This window comes from Nereida sp. NH-UV-3, assembly GCF_042939535.1.
GTDB classification, from domain to species: domain Bacteria; phylum Pseudomonadota; class Alphaproteobacteria; order Rhodobacterales; family Rhodobacteraceae; genus Nereida; species Nereida ignava.
Window position 1 is genome coordinate 2,244,871 of the sequence record NZ_CP132157.1, and the last position, 19,599, is coordinate 2,264,469.

A 19,599-nucleotide genomic window follows, 5' to 3' on the forward strand; every position below is an offset into this window, starting at 1 on the left:
TCGTGCCGCGTTCTGTGCGTAGCCGCAAGGGTTAGAAAGGTACGGCCCATCTTTTTGGTGCTGTCGTTGGCACACCTGCTGCCGACATCAGGCGCTCTGCCTCATCTGCCATAAGCCGTTCTTCCGCCAAGCCACGCACGGGTACACGGCCTGCTTCCAAGAAGAGAGGGGCAGACAAGGGGCTGATCCGATCAAGGGTAATCAGGTCGATACGGTCTTCCACGCGGCTTAACATTTGCTCAATGCGGCCAAAATCGACCAAGCCGCGCATGGCCTCTTCGCGGGTGATCTGCATCATTACGTGGTCGGGATCATATTTGTGCAACGTATCATACAGGATATCGCTGCTAAAGGTCGCTTGGCGGCCCGATTTGCGTGCGGTCGGCAAGTTGCGTTCAATGAGACCTGCGATCGTGGCACTCGCTCTGAAAGTTCGCTTCATCACGGCGTTGCCGGCCAACCATGTCTCAAGACCGTCACGCATTGTGGCGGGATTAAGCATGTCATGTGGGTTGGTTACGGGATCAAGCGACCAGATAAGTGTAGCATAGTCAGTGGCCACAAAGCCCAAAGGGCCCAGACCTGCTTCTTCCATCTTGTTGGTCAGCAAGAGGCCAAGGGTCTGCTGGGCGTTGCGGCCCGCAAAACCGTAAACCACTGTTTGTGCACGCCCTTCATGGGGAAAACTTTCGATCATCAAGCGGTCGGGGGAGGGAAGCTGACTTGCTTTTCGTTGAAGGTGCAGCCAGTCGCGGGTTGCGGGAGGAAGCTCGGGCCAGTCTTGTTGTTGGAACATCATCAAGATGCGCTCGGAGAGTTGCGTTGATGTGGCAAACTTGGTGCCGAGAAATGTTGCAATCTTTGGTTTGTCACCGCCGCGCCGTGTGACTTCAACTGTCATCTCGCGCAGCCCTTCATACCGAACAACTTGGCCACCAATTAAAAACGTATCGCCTGCGGTGAGCGTTGCGGCAAATCCTTCCTCAACCTCGCCCAAAGGTTTGCCGCCCATGCGGTTCTTAAGCCTTACTTTAAGTGTGTCGGTATCCTGAATGGTACCGATGTTCATACGAATCCGCTGACTGGCGCGCGGGTCGCGCAATTGCCAGTTACCGTCTGTAGTTTGCAGTAATCGCTGCCACCGATCATAGGCGCGCAAGGCATAGCCACCGGTTGCACAAAATTCCAGACAGCCATCAAATTGCGCCCGTGATAGCGTGGTATAGGCGCCTGCACTTATGATTTCTGCATAGAGGTCATCGGCGTTAAATGGTCCCGCGCACGCCCGGATGAGAATGTGTTGGCACAAAACATCACGGGGGCCAGTGCCGCGCGGGTCACCGTCAAGATCATGATCCCGCACTGCGTTCAGCGCCGCGATACATTCCATCACCTCAAACCGGTTCGCGGGAACCAGCCGTGCTTTGGAAGGCGCCTTGTACCTGTGGTTGGCACGCCCGATCCTTTGAACAAGGCGTTTGACGTTCTTTGGGGCACCGATCTGAATGACCAAATCAACGTCGCCCCAATCAATCCCAAGGTCCAGTGAGCCCGTGCACACAACGGCCTTCAGAGCGCCCGCGGCCATGGCGCTTTCGACTTTTTCACGCTGCTCTCGCGCTAAGCTACCGTGGTGGATGGCGATGGGCAGCTGTGCTTCATTGGCCAGCCATAAATCGTGAAAGAACAACTCGGCCTGAGCGCGGGTATTGTGAAAGATTAGTGTGGTTTTGTGCCGTGCAATTTCACGAAGGACACTTGGTATCGCATACCGCCCGCCAGATCCCGCCCAAGGAGGCGCTTCATCAATTTCCAGCATTTCAATATCTGGCGGGGCACCGGCCTCGGCGTGTAAAATTTTGCACGGATCAGGATGACGCGCCATCAGATGCGCAATCGCGGCAGGGTCTTCAACGGTGGCGGACAACCCAACACGGCGAAGATCAGGGCACATTGCTTGTAAACGGCTAAGAGCCAGAAATAACTGATCCCCGCGTTTGGATTCCGATAATGCGTGGATTTCATCAATGACAATCCGCCGTAGGCCTTTGAACATGCGCGGCGCATCGGGATAGCTGATCAAAAGCGCGAGGGATTCTGGCGTAGTCAACAGGATGTGGGGTGGATCAGCACGTTGGCGCTTTTTCTGGCTCTGTGTTGTGTCGCCGGTACGGTCTTCAATGCGGATGGGCAGGCCGATTTCATCGACGGGTGTTCGAAGGTTGCGTTTGATATCCGCTGCCAGCGCTTTGAGAGGGCTGACGTAAAGCGTGTGGAGCCCCTCGTGCTCGGTCATCGCTAATTCGGACAGGGTGGGCAGAAAACCAGCCATGGTTTTGCCGCCCCCCGTTGGCGCGATGAGCAGCGTGGCGGGATCATCGGCGCACTCCAACATGACCTGTTGGTGCTGGTGCAACTGCCATCCGCGCGCCGAGAACCACGTTTCTATCTGGTTTGGTAACTCCATGCTCTAATAGATAGATTTCCTTTTCGAAAATCTATGCCTCCGGCGGGGATATTTACGAAACAAAAGAAGCTGCGATTTAGTGTTCAATCGCCTCGTGTTGTACGAACATGTTGGCCCATGCCCGGTCAATTAGGGCGGGACTCATTTGTCTTGGGATACCTTCAAATTCGCAAATGGCGATAATCTGGTCGATCAAAAATATGGGCTGGTAGTTTGCATATATATTGTCGATTTCGGGGTATTTCACCGTTAGCAAATGGCGCAGTGCGTCTTCATTCAGCGGTATTTTCTTGTTTTTGGCCACGAGTGCGAAGATTTTGAGAAAGTCTGCTTGGTTAGGTCCGTCAATTTTGATCTTGAAAAAGATGCGTCGGAGGGCAGCTTTGTCGAAGATGTCGTTGGGATGAAAGTTGGTTGAAAAGATGACCAGTGTGTCAAACGGGACTTCGAATTTTTCCCCAGACTGAAACGCCAAGATGTCTTTACTTTCCTCGAGTGGAACAATCCAACGGTTGATCAATTTTTGGGGCGGTTCTGATTGCCGACCAAGGTCGTCCACAATGAACACACCACCAGTGGATTTAAGCTGCAGCGGCGCCTGATAGGTGCGCGCGGTTGGGTTGTAGACCAGATTAAGCATGTCCAAGGACAGCTCGCCACCGGTGATGACTGTTGGCCGCTGACAATAGACATATCGGCGATCATAGGCGTTCGATGTGCGGCGCAGTGCGTTTGGATCGTCGACTAATTCTTCGGCAGCTGTGTGTACGATTGGGTCATAGACGGTGATGATCTGCCCCGAATATTCGATTGCGCGCGGGATGTAGATTTTATCTCCCAATGCGTCACGAATACCGTTTGAGATGGAGGATTTTCCGTTTCCGGGTGGGCCGTACATCAAGATTGACCGGCCTGAGCCGACCGCGGGGCCCAGCTGATCCAAAAGTGTTGGGGGCAATATCAAATGCCCCATGGCACCTGTCAGGGCTTCGCGGCTTAGGGCGATGTTCTTGATGGATTGGCGTTCAACTTGGGCGCGGTAAACTTCAAGGGGAACTGGACAAGCGCCGTAGTATTCTGATTGGCTTAAAGCATCCAAAGCCCGCGCCTTACCGCTTTCTGTCAGATGATAGCCCATTTCGGCGCTGGAAGTCGCGTGAAGCGTGCCCATTGCCTCGATAAGGTTCTGCTCGCGGCCAATGTCGATCAATTCTTGCGTGACGCGCGGGGGCAACGCAATTGCACGTGCCAATTCGGTCACCTGTTCAACGTTGGAGCGAAACATTGTTTTCAGCAGGATATCCCGCATCATCACAAGTGACAGCTTCATGTCGCCAAGCGTCTTTGGTGAGGGCGGCGCAATTACACCGCTTGGTGCCATCATTGTCATCGTTAATGCCTTGTTAAACCTGCGGCGCCTAACAATGGCGCACGTCATAAATTCCTACATTTGACCCGCTTTGGCTTTGGGCTTGCCACATTTGCTGAGTAAACCACGACCTAAGCATAGTTTGGGTATTTAAGTATTTCGTTCAAAATGAGGCGGTTTGGTGACATGGATCAAGACAATCAGCTGAATTCTATCGGTTCCCTTCCAGTCATTCGTTTGACCCTTTTTATGCTTGGGATTGTCGCCTTTATGGGGGGGCTAGCGCTTGCTAAGGGCGGTGTTTTTGTTGGCCAGCATGAAGGCGATATGATGCATTTGATGGCCATCACCCAACGAATGGCTGCGGGTCAAATGCCCCATTTTGATTTCATGACGCCGATTGGCGCGTTGGCGTTCGTGCCCATCACTGAGATGCTCAAGGCCGGCTTTGGGATTGGTCACGCGTTGATTTGGTCGCAAATCATTATGGCAATTACGCTGGTGCCTGCGGTCCTTTGGGTGACAGTCAGCCGTCTTAAAGGTGCGGTAGCATTTGGGTTCTGTGCGCTTTGCATGATCATGGTGCTTGCGTTGGTTCATGGCGAAAGCCAACCCACGGTTTCGTTTTCGATGCACTATAATCGGTGGGCATGGGCGCTGTCATTTATCGTAATCGCGCTGAGCGCTTTGCCGCCCTTGAAGATGAGCAGACCGCTAATTGATGGGGTTATCATCGGTGCGGTTATGGCGGCCTTGGCGATGATCAAAGTCACATATTTTGTGGCGCTTTTGCCGGCTGTGGTGGTTGCTCTGCTGCAGTGGCGTCAGTACCGAACACTGGCTCTCTCTTTTGCGGTTGGCTTGGTCATTGTCCTCACGCTGACGCTGTTTTTGGGCGTTGAGTACTGGGCTTATTATGTTCTCGATATGCTGGCTACATCGCAATCGGCTCTACGGGTGGCACCGGGGCTTGCGTTGACAGAGATCATGGCCTCGCCAGCATACGTACATTTTTCAATCCTGTTGCTTTGCGCCGTCGTTGTGTTGCGCGCTGGTGGGGCAAAACAAGCAGGGCTAATTATGCTGCTGTTAACCCCCGCGTTTTGGTACATCACCTATCAGAATTTCGGGAACGATCCGCAGTGGCTACCGATGTTGGCGGTGTTGCTGCTGGCGTGGCGGCCTGGCATGCCGTCGAAAACACTCTTTGGGTTGGATATGCGGCAGGCGCTGAACACGATGGCCATTGTGGCGCTGGTTGCGGCCGCGCCATCACTGCTGAACTTGGCCTATTCGCCGTTGCGGCACTTCAACACCGATGTGTCCGAGTACACGGAAGTTCTTCCCAATCAGCCTGATTTCCAATCGCCTACCATCCGGATGATGCAGCTAGATGCGCGCGTGCCTTATGATACGCCCGACCACGGTATGCCCGCCTATGTTGAGCGCAAAGGTGCCAGCAGCTGGCAGGATGAGCCATTGCCGATTTGTGCCTTGGAATTGGGCATGAAAGCTTGGTTTGTCGCAGTCGCAGAAGACCTTGAGGTGCGCGGATTTGCGGGCAGCAAAATCTTTATTGCAGATGTTTTCTCAACCCTATGGCTTTTTGGCAATTTTGAGCCGTTGAAGAATGGTGCGCCTTGGTATTACGGCGGGCTACCGGGCTTTGAGGATGCTGATTATTTGCTGATCCCGCTGTGCCCCGGTGTCTTATCTGTGCGTGCAGAGGTGCTTTCAGCAGTGGAAGATAGCGGTATCGAAATGCGCAACGTTCTTGAAACGCCTGCCTATATTCTCGCCGAACGGATCCGTGATTAAACGAACGCTGCGATAGCCAGATACATGACTAGCGTAGAGCTAAGTGCAAATCCCATTGGATAGTCCCAGCCGGTGCTCCAACTTTTCCAGTTCGGCGCAAGTGTGCGTAGCTTAGTGTGTTTTGCTATGCGGTGCGTAATCCATGTACCTAACAGGTTTGCGCAAAACAGCATGATCAAAAACAACACGTCACTTAATGGAATAAGCGGGGCTGCGGCTGCAGCAAATTTTGCATCTCCGGCGCCCAATGTGCCGGTGCTGTTCAGCGCAAATCCAAGGACAAGGACAACGACAAAATGAAGCCAGCGGTAAAGGTATTGATCAAAAGGCAACACTGCAAAACCCGCCAACGCGAAGATGCAAAGCAGTGCGACAACTGACATGTTGGGAATGCGCATCCGCGCTAGGTCAGACCAAGCAGCCCAAATTGCGACGGGTAACGCCAGCCAGAAGAAAACTGTGGGGGCAATAGTGGGGGCCAAGACATAGGTACTCATAAAGGTGTGGACAGGGCTGTTGGGCGCCGCCGCAATTTAGTTTGAAACGTTTGCTTCCAGGGCGCGCAATGACCGGACCGCAGCCTCAAAGTGCTGTGGATGTGTATCAATAGCCTCGCGCAAAAGGCCTTTGCCGGTTGCTAAATCACCTTGCTTAACGGCGGAAAGGCCGAGGGTATGCAAAAGCTGCGCGCGCTCGATCTGGGTCATTTGAATGACGGGCACATCGTATTTGCGCTGTGCGCCGCGCGCCAAAATTAGGTTGTTCTTTGCAGTGAAAAGTTTTGGATCGTTGGTTATGGCCTGACCAAACAGCCGCTCCGCATCTGCGAAATCACCGCGTGTCAGTTTCGAGTACCCCCAGTTATTCAACACGCCAGCGGGGCGCGTTGTAAGGCCGACCGCTGTTTCATAAAAGCTATCCGCGTTGCCCCATTCTTGATTGCTGTCTGCAACCATGGCTTCAAGTCGGTAGCGTTTATACGTTTCAACTGTTGGTGGAACGGCGTCTAAGGCGGCTTCTGCTTTGTCCCATTGCCCAATGCGGATCAGCGCATCTGCATAATCTACGCGGTCATCTGTTGTGGCTTGCCCGCCAGCGATCAAGGTGTTCCATGCCACAGCCGCTTCTTGGGGGCGGCGAGCGCGGATCAAGGATTTAGCCAAGCCGCGCTGAAATTCGACCCGTTCAGGGTCTTGGCGCAGGCTCTTTTGAAAATAAGCCACTGCCTCATTGGGGTCCGCTACAGTCAACATGATGTCATTGAGGTTGGTGCTGTCGATGACATTCACGTCCTGAATGGCACGAGACACTTGGGCATCAGAGGCCTTTTGACAGCCCGTCAGAAAGACTGCCGAGGCCAGACATACACTCATAAATATCGATTGGCGCATTGAAATTGCGTCCTTTTTACTGCTCTCACATCGGCCTACGGTGTCGACAAGATCAGATAGTCGCCTGACCCGCGCCTCACCAATTGTAGTGGCTCGTTGACGTCATTATAACTCGGGCTGTCTAATTTTGCGAGAGTTAAGCGCAGGTTGTCCCGAATATCGGTGCTTTTTCCGCTATCAAGGGCAAAAGCGCGCTTAAAGACTTGTGCTGCTTCGCCCAACTCTCCGGTTTCCACCAAGATCACGCCCAGATTATTCCACGCAGGAACAAAGCGGTTATCTTTGTCGATTGCTTGCCGAAGATAGCGCTCTGCTTGACCCAAACGGCCAAGTCGCAGATTGGCAGACCCCACGGCGGAAAGGACATCTGCGTTCAGCCCGTTTGTGCCGGCAGCCCGCGTGTAGGCCCGCAACGCCAGTTCATATTCGCCCGCCGCCATAAGTCTGTGCCCAACGATCAGCCCGTCAACATTACTTTCACCTGCGATGCCCGGTGCATAGGGGTTTTGTGGGTCACGAGCGGGCGTACAGGAGAGTAAAACGCCGATGCACAGGATGGCAAAGGCCGTGTTAGCCGTGCTTGCTCGCATGTGCTGGCTCCCTTTACCGACGCGTTTAAAGAGCGCCTGAATTCATCATCGTCATGACCCCGTGTACCGATGGCCCAATCATAATGATCAAAAGTGGCGGCACGGTCAGCATCATAGTGGCGAGTGTCATCTTGGTAGGCAAGGTATTTGCTTTTTCCTCGGCCCGCATGACGCGCTTGTCGCGCATCTCAGCCGAGAATACCCGCAACGCCTCTGCGATGGAGGTCCCGAACGTGGCGGACTGGATAAGCACCGTGACAAAGCTGGAAATGTCGACAACGCCCGCGCGCTCGGCCAAGTCTTTGAGAACATAAATCTTATCTTTACCCGCCTTCATTTCATAGGCAACTGTCTCAAATTCATGGGCTAACGCAGGTGCGCCGCTACGCATTTCAATTGAAACGCGGTTGATAGATTGATCCAACGATTGCCCCGCTTCGACACACACAAGCATCAGATCAAGCGCGTCTGGAAAGCCATTTGTGATTTCTTCTTGGCGTGTTTGCTGCCGCTTGGTGACCCAATATTTAGGCAACATATATCCAACGCCGCCGGGGATCATGACCATCATAATGCTGGCCTCGGTGCTGGGGTCTGCGACGGTCGCACGAAATAGCGCATAGACAGCGCCAATCGCCAAACCGCTTAGCCCAAGAGCAAATTGCATAAAGTGGAACGTGCGTACGGCATTTTTGGAATAATACCCTGCCTGCATCAGTTTCAGGCGAACTGCGCTGAATTCCTCTTCGCTTTGGGGTTCAAGAAAATCGGCGTATTTGTTCAGCTTGTCGCCTGCTTTGTCTTGGTGACGCAAAGAGGGTGCAGTTGAAATGCGCTGAGCGTCGCGCTTGGCTTGGTCTTTCAGTTTGCTCAGCGGATCGGCTTCGCGCTTGAACAAGAACGACAGTGCGACCAAGATCAGCACCAGCCCGAGCGCGCCTATCATGATAACCGGACCAAGCGGGCCAAGAGTGGTTTGGATCGTGTTGAGCAGCGTTTCGAGCATGATGCGTTTCCTAGACTTTAATGTTCACGAGGGTGCGCATGACGATGACGTTGGCCACAAGAAATCCGGCAACGACCAGACACGCAGGAATGAACACGGCCGTATCTTTGACCTCATCGTAATAATCGGGCCGGATTAAATTGATCAAAATGAGCGCGCCAAAAGGAAAGCACGACAAAAACATGCCGGACCATTTTGCTTCGGCGGTGATCGCTTTCACGCGGCGAAACAATTTAAAACGCGACCGGATGACTTGGGCCAAACCGTACAAAACCTCGGCCAAGTTGCCCCCTGATTGCTGCTGGATCGTCACGGCAACAGCCAAAAAGCGTAGATCCTGCATATCCAGACGTTCTGCCATATCTTTCAGGGCCTCGCCAACGTTGCGGCCATATGTACTTTCGTCTGCGATCACGCCAATTTCGGTACCTAGTGGATCAGGCACTTCGTTCGCGACAATCTGTAATGCTGAACCAAAAGGGTGCCCCACGCGCAAGGACCGCACCATCAGTTCAACAGCATCTGGCAACTGTTCTTCGATCATTGCCATGCGTTTTTTAGCTTTGTTGTTGATCCAAACGAAAACGCCACCAATGCCCATCACCACAGCCACAACCGCACGGACAGCCAATTCAGCACCTGTGCCGATGGACAGACCAATAAACGACACAACCGCAAGCACCCCCATCAACCCGATAAGCTGTGGGGGGCTAAAGGCTATACCACCCCGTTGGGCTTTGCCCGCCAGAATGGAATACAGCGGGATTGACGATGTTGTTGAATGTTGCGCCATTTCCTTGCGCAACTGCTCCAATACTTCTTCGCGGCCTTGCCCTTTGTTGAGCATATCAAGGCGGCGGTTAACGCGGCTGTTCAGGCTGATTGATTTGCCGAAAACCACAAGGTAGACGCCTTCGACGATCACGATAACCGCAACGAAGATAAGACCGTAAACAAGCAGGGCCGGATCAAAACTCATGTCAGATCACTTTGTCTTTATGGGTTCATAAATGGACGTTGGCAGGTCAAAACCCCAAAGTTTGAAACGCTCTGAGAAATGCGAGCGCACGCCTGTTGCGGTGAATTGGCCGATAATTTTATTCTCGGGGGTCAAGCCAAGGCGTTGAAACTTAAAGACTTCCTGCATGGAGATCACATCGCCCTCCATGCCAGTGATTTCCGTGATCGAGACCATCCGGCGTGAGCCATCTTGCAAGCGTGATACCTGAACAATCAAGTTAACCGCTGATGCAATCTGGCTGCGCACTGCTTTGAGCGGCATCTCGATGCCCGCCATTGCCACCATGTTTTCTAGTCGCGAGATACCGTCACGTGCATTGTTCGCGTGGATTGTGGTCATCGATCCGTCGTGGCCAGTGTTCATGGCCTGCAGCATGTCGATCACTTCTTCGCCGCGGGTCTCACCAACAATAATGCGATCCGGGCGCATCCGCAGTGCGTTTTTAAGGCAATCACGCTGACTTACACCGCCACGACCTTCCACATTAGGAGGCCGGCTTTCCATGCGCCCGACGTGTGTTTGCTGCAGCTGAAGCTCGGCGGTATCTTCAATGGTCAGGATGCGTTCATCATCGTCAATGAATGATGACAACGCGTTCAAAGTGGTAGTTTTGCCCGAGCCGGTTCCACCGGAAACGATGATGTTCAGTCGCGTCGATACGGCGGCCTCAAGATACGCGCCCATTTCTTCAGTGAATGCTCCGAACTTGACCAAATCATCGATGGCCAACTTATCTTGCTTGAATTTCCGAATGGACACCAGGCTGCCGTCAACTGCGATTGGTGGGACCATTGCGTTAAAGCGTGACCCATCAGCAAGACGCGCGTCGACGTAAGGATTGCTTTCATCCACGCGCCGCCCAACGGCAGAGACAATCTTGTCGATGATCCGTAGCAAATGCCGTTCGTCTTTGAAGGTAACGTCCGACAGCATTAGTTTACCATCGCGCTCAACGAATACCTGTTGCGGCCCATTAACCAAAATATCGTTTACGTCATCGTCTTTAAGAAGTGTTTCAAGGGGGCCAAGGCCGGTCACTTCGTCGTAGAGGTCTTGGATGAGCGACGCGCGATCATCGCGGTTCAAAACAACGCCCAAATCATCCAGAGTTTCTGCTGAGATCGCGCTAATTTCAGCTTTCAGATCCGTCTCTGAGGCGCGTTCAAGGGCTGCAAGGTTAAGATTATCGAGCAGTTCTTTGTGGATTTGAAGTTTGATCTCGCCCATTCGCTCGCGGCGCTTTTTTTCTTTGTCGTCGGGTTTTGCAGGCACCGTGCGCATCTTTTTCTTTGGCGCTTGTGTCGGTACTTCGGTTGCAATTTCCGGCGTAAGCGTTGTTTGAAGCGCTGGTATTTGCTCAGAAGTATCTCGGGCAGTTGGGACCGGCTGCGCCTTCAATGGCTTTTTGTAGCGTGAAAACATTTGATATGCTCCGTCTAGGCCGCTTTGTGCTGTGCGTTTTGCGACAGCTCAAAAAGCGACAGGGCAAGTTTGTTAATCTCTTTACGCAGCGGGTTTTTGGGGGCTGATACCGCCAAGGGCAGACCATGGTCGCCTGCTTGCATGACCGCGCGACCACCGTCCGGTAGCTGAAGGTCAAGCGATATTGATAGGCTCTCTGCCATCCGTTTGACGCGCGCTTTTCCTTGTAGGTCAGTAAATTTGGGTGCGCGGTTCACGGCAAAGCGTAATTTCTCAAAGGGTAAGTTTTCAGACTTTAACGCCTTGATCATGCGCAACACGTTTTGCGCTGAGCGCATTTCCATCTCAATAGGGCAAAAGTAGAGGTCGGCGGCCTGCAGGACAGTTTCTGTCCAGCTGACCAACGTGGTGGGCATGTCGATCACCGCGATGTCAAAATGGTGCCGCGCTGTTTCAAGTAGCCGCTCCACATCATCGGGCTGAATCAAATCCAACGGCAAAATATCTGCGGGCGCGGTCAATACATGAAGGCAATCTTGAAACGTAAGCATCGCCTGCCTCAAAGTGTCCCCGTCGAGCGTATCAGTCTCAGCGAGCAGCTCATAAACGGCTTCGCGGCGGGGAAGGTCGAGATACGTGCTGGCACTGCCAAACTGTAAATCAAGATCAATCAGGCAGACACGGGGCGCTGGTTTGGCGTCAATCGTGGCCAGCTCCCATGCTAAATTTACCGCAAATGTCGTGGCACCTGCGCCGCCGCCCAAGCCGTGGACAGGGATGATCATGCCCTGACGTGAAGTAGCTTGCGAAGAACTGATCATGGGCTGTTGTGGAGCCTCAGGCACGTTTTGTGCGGCATCCAGACGGGCTATTGAAGCGGCCAACTCACCTTCGGGAAGCGGGTAGGGCACAAAGTCATTGGCCCCCTGGCGCAATAATTGATGAAGCGCGACTGGTGATAAATCTTCAGCAATTAGAATGACTTGGATCCCTGCGTTCTTTGCTGCTGTGATCACTTCACTGACAAGGCTCAGATCGGCTTCGTCATTCTCATCAAGGGCAATCGCGACAAATTTCAACGCGGATGCTTCGGGTTGGTCAAAATAGAGCAGGGCGTCACTAAACCCCAAGTCGCCCCAGTTTTCACCAAGGGCTTGTTCCATGTCATCTATCAGTAGGTCGAAATTTTGCACGTCACGCGAGATTGTGCAGGCAGTAATCGCCATTGCCTCGGGCTGCAAAAGTGTCTCGGGCATCTGTTTCGTTCCCTACCCACATGACGCACCGCGCGTCTGCTCCATATGGCTGAAATGCGGAACGCATCTATCGCCATTATCTTTCTGTGGAGGGTAAACAAGGCGATAATTTGGCTAAATGCCTACTATTGTGTGGTTCGGGTGAACAATTTGGACACGACTGCTTTGGGACCGCGCGCTAAAAACGCAGCTAACTTTTACTCAAGCAAACCAACAGCAGCAGTTTCAGCTGGTACGGCGCTGGCTACATATTCACGGTAGATGATACGCGCGTATTTACCGTCAAGCACAGTGGGGTGGGTCCCGACAAAGCCAGCAACTTCGGTCACAGTTCGGCGGTTCTGTCGTTCGCGACCTTGGGTTAGAACGAGCGGCTGTTCTTCGCCAAATGATACAAGCGCTTCAAGGCGGCTTCTGCTCACGCCCAAGCTTGCCAAGTAATGCACAACGGCCACTGCGCGGCGCTTGCCAAGGGCTTTGTTGTAGCGGTCCGATCCTACGGCGTCTGTGTGTCCGTAAACGCTAAAGCGGACCTCGGGGAACTGACGGATAAAGTCTGCTTGCCTGCGCAAAACGGCTTTCGATGCGCTATCCAAAGTTGCGGAGTTAAAGGCGAAAGTTATCGTGGTGGGCACTTCGCGCGCAAAACGTTCAGCCATGTTTACCAAAGCAGGGCGTTCGCCGTTTTGTACTAAGGTGTTGTTAAGCGTGGCGTTGCCAAACAGGCCTTCGTCCAATAGCGCGCCAGCTTCGACGTTCCATGAGGACCGGCCCGTGCTGTTGGCGCTACAGGCGCCAAGAAGGGCAACGGCCGAGAAAACTGCTACTGATTTGGCAAAACCCATTTTACTCTCAATCCAACACATAACCATATGAGCCGCTAAAATCTTGTTTGGCAACTTCCGCTGCCGGGCCTTTTCTTGCGCCGACAACTTTGCCGTTCAGAAAAAGCTCACGCTCTGATGGTAGGGTGACGCGGTCTGTGGGCAATGCAAGTGCTTCACCGCGCGTAGGTGTAACCAAATGTGGCGTTACAATAATGACCAACTCAGACTGGGAGCGATTGTATTCGGCGCTGCGAAAGAGCGAGCCGAGGATCGGAATGTCGCCCAACCACGGCACTTGGCCATTCAAATCGGTGAAGTCGTCCTGCAGAAGTCCTGCGATCGCAAAGCTTTCGCCGTCACGCATTTCTACGGTTGTGGATGTTTCGCGGCGGCGGAAAGCGTCAATCGTGAAACCGCCTTGGCTAAAACCGTTTGCCGGATCGAGGCTTGAAACCGCAGCATTAAGCGTAAGGTTGATCACTTCATCGTCGAGAACACGGGGGGTGAAGATTAGCTCGATACCAAAAGGTTTAAACTCAACTGAGATTGACCCTTCGGATTGCGCTACGGGAACCGGAAATTCGCCGCCCGCCAAAAACTTGGCTTCTTGACCTGAAAGCGCTGTGAGGTTTGGTTCTGCAAGAGTTCGGACAACGCCCTTTTCTTCAAGTGCTTCTAGTAGCCATGCTACTTCAAGCCCGCCTGCGTTGAACCCGAAGACGGAGGCACCACGGTTACTGTTTGCCGCGGGTAAGTTGCCGGCCAAGCTTGATGCGGCATTCCCTGATGTGATCGTCGTGTTGCTGCCTGCGCGGATGCCAAGCTCGTCACCCAACACGTTGCCAGAGATCGACAACGAGGAGGACAAAGACTTGCTCACTGTGCGCTGCATTTCGGCAAAGCGTACTTTCAGCATGACTTGTTGTGTGCCGCCGACGCTCATGAGGTTTGAGACACGCTCGGGTGCGTATCGTTCGGCCAACTCAAGCGCGCGCTCCAGCTTGCCGATAGAGGATACTGTTCCGGACATGACGATGCCGTCATTCGCGGTGCGGACTTCGATTTTTTCGCTGGGCAGGATCTGACGAAGGCGTTCTTTGAACTCCGCAATATCGGGCGCCACATGCACATCAACGTTGGTGATCAACCGACCATCGGCGCCAAGTAGTGTCAATGTTGTGCGGCCAGGTGCTTTGCCCAACACGTAAATTGTGCGGTCCGACAACGTTGAAATGTCGGCAATACTTGGGTTTGCGATGCTGAGTTCCGCAAAAGGGCTGTCTGCTTCCACAACTACGGCGCGGTTCATCGGTACTTGAAGAGCACTTGACGGGGCGCCGCGCGACACTCGCAAAACATCCGCCGATGTCACAGAAGGTACTGAGCAAACAACAAGCACCGCACTTGTGAGTGCGGCCTTAACCAAAGATAACGTTTTCATTGTGACTGCCTCATAAAATGTCACGCACTGCTACAGAGGTCTGCGCCCCTTTTTTACAAGTTTAGCAGTATTTCGCCTTTCTTGGCAAGAATCATATCACGGCTTCGCTTTTGCCTGTTGGGCCTGCCACCACCGAAGATGTGGCAGACGCAGCTTAGTCCGAGCAGGGGATTGGGATTTCCACAACGTCGGCGCCTTTGCGTGTTTTGATCGTGCAGACCCGCTCTGGCGCACGTTGTGGGGCTGCGACCTGCTCAGTCACCTCGATGCCAAGCATTTTGTTTTGATCAACCTCAAACGTCGCAATTCCTGATGTATCGTCGTTGCCGACTAATGACAGGGACAAAGAGCCTGTCGCCTGTGCTTGGGTCAAGATCGCCACTTGTTGTGGGGTCACTTCAACAGTGACTGTGCCGGCAACTTGCGCGCCGCTGCGGTCAATATCGGCGGATTGGTCAATCGCGATCAGCTCAAGACCGGTGTTGATAAGTCGGGTGATGCGTTGTGCGCGGTTATTCACTTCCACCGTGCCGGTCCAATACACATCAACGCGGTCGCGCGGCCTTAAGAAGCCAGAAACGCCCGATTGCTCGTTCACGTTGATCGCGAAGGCGCGCATACCCGGCTTCAGGCGTGATGTGATGCCAGCATCTGCGCCGGGCTCGCTTACTTTGACTTCAAGCACTGCCTCTCCGCGCTCCATCGCGCGTAACGCGATACGTCGGACGCTAAGGCCTTGAGGGAAAATATCTTTACCGCTTGTAAACGCTCCTTCCGGAACCGCGTTACTGGGCCACAACACCGATGTCATGTCGTTCTCGGTCATGGGCTCTCCGTAGCGGATCGCTCTGGTCGTAATGAAAACTTCGGTTGTTTCGACAACTTGCGAGGCGGCTGCGCGTTGTGCTTCAAGTTCTGCGCGCTGCTCACTGACGTAGCCATTTGTGAAATGCACAGCCATCGCGGCCAGCCCGATGCCAAGCAAAAGTACCAGTGCAAATACCAAGCGCATTACGTCGTCCTTTCTTAATTGGGCCAAAAACCCGTAGCTTCGCCCGCCTGCTTACTCAGTCGAAAATCACCAGTGGGACGTTTTTAACTTCGGTGCCTATGGAAGTGGCAAGGTCTTCGGTTTCCGTGCCAACCAGTACCAAAACCGCGACCGCGAGTGATGCGATGCCAGCGGTCAGAACCACCCAATCGACTGTGATCGCGCCGTCTTCTTCGTGACAAAACTGCTGAATGCGATGTAACATCTTGATCTCCGGATACCTGTGTAGAGTGCAGAAATCGTTAATACGTCAGCAATCTCGAAACTGGGCACTTAATGGTGAACTATGCGGCTCATGCTAAACGTGCTTTGAGGCTTTTTTCACCAAACTACAAAAACGGGGGCCCCTTACAAAAAGCGGCCCCCTTTGACCCTTTTGGATCACACTTTGATCAGGCGGCTCTTACGAACCCAGGCCTGTGAAGCCGGTTGTTTGTGTAGCCAACTTGCTTGAGATTTTGTTCGCGAGTGTTTCTGTTGAGTTACCAACAGATACCATGATTGCCAGACCCAGACCCACGATGGCGGCTGTCAGAACAACCCAGTCAACTGTTACAGCGCCGTCTTCATCGTTACGGAAGTTTTTGATTTGTGCGAAAAGTTTCATAATTACGTCCCTCCAAAAGGATCACTCAAAAATTTGTTTCTAACCAGATCGGCCCGCTGTTGTGGGTGGTTCCAGCACCCCGTTCCGCTTTGGATATCCTCTTATGGTCGCTGGTATGGGGCAGAAATTGGGCAGCTTTGGAGTATTTTCGAGAAGGCACTTAAAATGGTATCTTTCGATACTTAAGCGATTGAAAGTAAACGAATTATTAATCGGATAAATATTTAGACATCAAAGTTTGCTATTGTTCGCAGTCCTCGCCTTAGGCAATTCAAGAGATAATTCTGGCCTGTCTAGAGTGGAGTGATTAACAATCATAAAATAAAAGTAGTTATTGGTGAGAGTAATGCCGCATGAAGCGGATGATCATCTCTTTGGTGTGTTGTCTTTTTGCGATGTGTGGCCCAGCGGGTGCAGACGCGCCAAAGCCGTTTCCGGATTTCACCTTTAAACGCGTAAAGCCGCCCAGCACGTCGTAAGGCCCGCGGGTCACTGTGCAGATTGGCCCTAAGACGGGTGAGCCTGATCCAGCGTCTGTCTCACAACCCGCTTCAGCGCCCCAAGATCAAGCTAATTGGTTTTGGTCACAAATCTCACCGGATATTGGATCGGCCAGCGCAGGCCGGATTGAGGGGGCGGTTAACCACATACAGACCACCGCAGCCAACCCGCTGATTGCTCCGCGCCTTGCTGATTTGCAAAACATCGCAAGCACACACAACATCGATATCTTGCGCGCAACAGTGGGGACACGTGTATCACCCGCGCTCGTTTTGGCAGTAATCCATGCAGAATCCTCAGGCAATATTGCCGCGCAAAGCAGTGCGGGAGCCCAGGGATTGATGCAGCTTATTCCCGCCACTGCCGACCGGTTTGGTGTGGCCGATCCATTTGATGCCGCACAAAACATCAACGGCGGCGTGGCTTATTTGGACTGGTTGATGGGCCAGTTTGACGGTGACCCTTTGTTAGTTTTGGCCGCCTACAATGCAGGGGAAGGGGCTGTTCGCGAGCATGGCGGCGTGCCCCCGTTTGCTGAAACCAGAACTTACGTCCCGAAAGTTCTTATGGCATGGTCCGTGGCGCGCGGGCTGTGTAGGACCCCGCCCCAGTTGGCCAGCGATGGCTGTGTGTTTATTGTTAAAGGAAGTTAACCAATGCCGGATCCCAAACCACTTGTCCTCGACATTGATGGTACGTTTATCAAATCTGATATGTTGTTTGAGGCGTTTTGGGCGGGACTTGGGAAAGACCCAATAGCGGTAATAAAGCTTAGCGCACGGCACTTTACGCGGCCCGCGGTCCTGAAAGCAAAGCTGGCGCAGGTTGCCGAAATAAGAACTGACCTTTTGCCATCGCAGCCACAGGTAAAGGCGCTCGCGGATGAGGCCTTGGCCGAGGGCCGTGAGGTGGTTTTGGCGTCCGCATCTGATTTGTCTCAAGTAAGCCGCCTTGCACAGGATCACGGGCTAAGCGAACGCGTCTTTGCCAGTGACGGTGTCGTCAACCTTAAGGGCGAGGCAAAGCGCGATGCTTTGGTCGATGCTTTTGGTGAGGGGGGCTTTGACTACGCGGGAAACGAGCCGGCTGATATCCCGATTTGGAAAGCTGCGGACCGGGCTATTGTGGTTGGGGATAAGGCTTCAGTGGCGCATTTACGTGATCTGGATCGTGACGTGCAGGAGATCACTACAGAGCAAAACCCGCGTGATTGGTTGCGCGCGATGCGGCCTCACCAATATGTAAAGAACGTACTTTTGTTTTTGCCCATGCTGGCGGCGCATGATTTTTCGTTTGGATCGATCTGGCTCACTTTGCTTGGTCTTGTCGCGTTTTCAGCGGCGGCAAGTTGTATCTATATCGTGAACGATTTGTTGGATTTGGAGGCCGACCGTCTTCACGAAACAAAGTGCAACCGCCCTTTTGCGTCGGGGGCTGTGTCGATCAAATCGGGCATGCTGCTGTGTGTCGCTTTGGGCGCCTTTGCCGTTGGCTTGGCATCCGTTCTGAGTACGGAGTTTCTGGCAGTCATCGCGATCTACATGACCCTCTCATTGGCATATTCGCTGAAGCTCAAGCGAATGCGGTGGGTCGACATTGCCGTTTTGGGCACGCTTTACGCATTGCGTGTCATTGCGGGTGCTGCGGCAAGCGGTGTTGAGGCATCGATCTACATGCTGATCTTTATCTTTCCGGTTTTCATCACTTTGGGCTGCGTCAAGCGGATGACGGAATTGGCCAAAGCAAACACGGACGCGCGGTTACCCGGACGCGGATATGCCAAAGTGGATCGGCCGGATCTGTTGAACGTGGCGGCCCTCGGGGTGGTGGGGGCATTAGTGGTTTTTTGGCGCTACACCCTGTCGCCACAGGCCGTTGCACTTTATCCGACACAGTGGCTTTTGTGGTTAGCTTTGGTGCCGATCTATATCTGGCTGTACCGGATGGTGAAAATCGGTTGGCTTGGAAAAATGGATTATGACCCCATCGTCTTTGCGCTACGCGACAAGATGGGGGTGGGCATCATGTTGATCGTCATTTCAATGATGTATTACGCTGCGGGTATATTTCAGATGTTGTTCGGGGGTTGACCGTTAAATCGACAACTTCTTGAAGACTGGTTCCGGCACAGATTTGATGATCCGCATAATGTACCGCCAGAAAAACGGCGTGTAGACCACGTTCCTTTTGCGCTCTACGCCCTGCAAGATATCGCGCGCCACATCATCGGGACTAGCGACAAGGAACATTCCCTCAAGGCCCCATGTCATGGCTGTGTCGATAAACCCAGGCTTAACTGTGACCGCATGACCGCCCGCCCGCGTGAGCCTGTTGCGCAAGCCCGACATATAGGTATGAAACCCTGCTTTCGCCGCGCCATAGGCATAGTTGCCGATACGTCCGCGGTCGCCAGCTACGCTGCCCACGCCAACAACCGTGCCACTGCTGCGCGCCTCAAGGATAGGGGCGAGTAATTCAAGGAATTCGGCCGGTCCTGTAAAGCTGTCAGTGACCACGCCTTGGATCAACTGTGGTTGTGCGCTGATCTCGGACTGAGGCGGCATGGAGCCAACAAAAACGGCTGCGTTCAACACACCTGATTGTGCCTCGGCCAGCTCTAAGATTGCGGTGAAAGTAGCGGGTTTTCGCGCGTCAAAGCGGATGACATGAGCGTCTGCCGCGCCGCGCGCTCTGCAATCAGCAGCGGTTGCTTTCATGTCGTTCAGATCACGCCCCGCAAGGATCAACGTGGCGCCGCGCGCAGCCAATGCTCGCGCTAGTGCTCGCGCCATGCTGCTTGTGGCGCCCAAGATTATCCATGTTTCGTCCATG

The 19,599-nt window shown here is 53.4% G+C and carries 17 protein-coding genes and 1 pseudogene; 3 read left to right on the forward strand and 15 right to left on the reverse strand.

Annotated features, from left to right (window positions below):
- Positions 1-31 precede the first annotated feature (31 nt).
- Both NeNHUV3_RS11060 and NeNHUV3_RS11065 read right to left on the reverse strand, forming a co-directional pair.
- Positions 32-2,467 (reverse strand): ligase-associated DNA damage response DEXH box helicase, encoded by a 2,436-nt coding sequence (locus NeNHUV3_RS11060; RefSeq protein WP_391481441.1) that lies wholly within the window; start codon positions 2,465-2,467, stop codon positions 32-34.
- A 76-nt stretch (positions 2,468-2,543) separates the two neighbouring features.
- Complete coding sequence (locus NeNHUV3_RS11065) at positions 2,544-3,857, reverse strand: ATPase (protein WP_391481442.1); 1,314 nt, start codon at positions 3,855-3,857, stop codon at positions 2,544-2,546.
- A 165-nt stretch (positions 3,858-4,022) separates the two neighbouring features.
- Between NeNHUV3_RS11065 and NeNHUV3_RS11070 the strand changes: the two genes are divergently transcribed.
- Complete coding sequence (locus tag NeNHUV3_RS11070) at positions 4,023-5,654, forward strand: hypothetical protein (protein ID WP_391481444.1); 1,632 nt, start codon at positions 4,023-4,025, stop codon at positions 5,652-5,654.
- On the opposite strand, the gene NeNHUV3_RS11075 is transcribed toward NeNHUV3_RS11070, so the two are convergent.
- The 12 genes from NeNHUV3_RS11075 to NeNHUV3_RS11130 all read right to left on the reverse strand — a co-directional run bounded on the left by NeNHUV3_RS11075 (position 5,651) and on the right by NeNHUV3_RS11130 (position 16,266).
- Positions 5,651-6,151: a prepilin peptidase gene (locus tag NeNHUV3_RS11075; RefSeq protein ID WP_391481445.1), complete on the reverse strand. Its 501-nt coding sequence runs from the start codon at positions 6,149-6,151 to the stop codon at positions 5,651-5,653. The two genes, NeNHUV3_RS11070 and NeNHUV3_RS11075, sit on opposite strands and share 4 nt — an antisense overlap.
- A 36-nt stretch (positions 6,152-6,187) precedes the next feature.
- Positions 6,188-7,045: a tetratricopeptide repeat protein gene (locus NeNHUV3_RS11080; RefSeq protein ID WP_341246411.1), complete on the reverse strand. Its 858-nt coding sequence runs from the start codon at positions 7,043-7,045 to the stop codon at positions 6,188-6,190.
- A 35-nt stretch (positions 7,046-7,080) separates the two neighbouring features.
- Positions 7,081-7,635, reverse strand: coding sequence for a tetratricopeptide repeat protein (locus NeNHUV3_RS11085; protein WP_391481447.1), 555 nt, complete (start codon positions 7,633-7,635; stop codon positions 7,081-7,083).
- 25 nt (positions 7,636-7,660) lie between these two features.
- Entirely contained in the window at positions 7,661-8,641 is a 981-nt protein-coding gene (locus NeNHUV3_RS11090) for a type II secretion system F family protein (RefSeq protein ID WP_391481449.1), read from the reverse strand.
- A gap of 10 nt (positions 8,642-8,651) precedes the next feature.
- Positions 8,652-9,620 (reverse strand): type II secretion system F family protein, encoded by a 969-nt coding sequence (locus NeNHUV3_RS11095; protein WP_391481451.1) that lies wholly within the window; start codon positions 9,618-9,620, stop codon positions 8,652-8,654.
- Between the two features lie 6 nt (positions 9,621-9,626).
- Positions 9,627-11,084 carry a CpaF family protein gene (locus tag NeNHUV3_RS11100; RefSeq protein ID WP_391481452.1) on the reverse strand — a complete coding sequence of 486 codons (1,458 nt, stop codon included), beginning with the start codon at positions 11,082-11,084 and terminating at the stop codon, positions 9,627-9,629.
- Positions 11,085-11,098: 14 nt separating this feature from the next.
- Complete coding sequence (locus NeNHUV3_RS11105) at positions 11,099-12,340, reverse strand: CpaE family protein (protein WP_391481454.1); 1,242 nt, start codon at positions 12,338-12,340, stop codon at positions 11,099-11,101.
- A 197-nt stretch (positions 12,341-12,537) separates the two neighbouring features.
- Entirely contained in the window at positions 12,538-13,185 is a 648-nt protein-coding gene (locus NeNHUV3_RS11110; RefSeq protein WP_391481455.1) for an OmpA family protein, read from the reverse strand.
- Positions 13,186-13,192: 7 nt separating this feature from the next.
- Entirely contained in the window at positions 13,193-14,608 is a 1,416-nt protein-coding gene (locus tag NeNHUV3_RS11115; RefSeq protein WP_391481456.1) for a type II and III secretion system protein family protein, read from the reverse strand.
- A gap of 154 nt (positions 14,609-14,762) precedes the next feature.
- The gene (gene cpaB / locus NeNHUV3_RS11120) at positions 14,763-15,620 is read right to left on the reverse strand and encodes a Flp pilus assembly protein CpaB (protein WP_391481457.1); all 858 of its coding nucleotides are present in this window, start codon (positions 15,618-15,620) and stop codon (positions 14,763-14,765) included.
- Between the two features lie 55 nt (positions 15,621-15,675).
- Positions 15,676-15,864, reverse strand: coding sequence for a hypothetical protein (locus NeNHUV3_RS11125; protein WP_391481458.1), 189 nt, complete (start codon positions 15,862-15,864; stop codon positions 15,676-15,678).
- A 198-nt stretch (positions 15,865-16,062) separates the two neighbouring features.
- Positions 16,063-16,266: a hypothetical protein gene (locus NeNHUV3_RS11130; protein WP_341246401.1), complete on the reverse strand. Its 204-nt coding sequence runs from the start codon at positions 16,264-16,266 to the stop codon at positions 16,063-16,065.
- A 362-nt stretch (positions 16,267-16,628) separates the two neighbouring features.
- Between NeNHUV3_RS11130 and NeNHUV3_RS11135 the strand changes: the two are divergent.
- Positions 16,629-17,420, forward strand: a pseudogene (locus NeNHUV3_RS11135) (lytic transglycosylase domain-containing protein).
- Positions 17,421-17,423: 3 nt separating this feature from the next.
- Complete coding sequence (locus tag NeNHUV3_RS11140) at positions 17,424-18,857, forward strand: UbiA family prenyltransferase (protein ID WP_391481460.1); 1,434 nt, start codon at positions 17,424-17,426, stop codon at positions 18,855-18,857.
- Positions 18,858-18,860: 3 nt separating this feature from the next.
- On the opposite strand, the gene NeNHUV3_RS11145 is transcribed toward NeNHUV3_RS11140, so the two are convergent.
- A complete protein-coding gene (locus NeNHUV3_RS11145; RefSeq protein WP_391481462.1) occupies positions 18,861-19,598 on the reverse strand; it encodes an SDR family NAD(P)-dependent oxidoreductase in 738 nt (245 codons plus the stop codon).
- Between the last annotated feature and the right edge of the window lies 1 nt (position 19,599).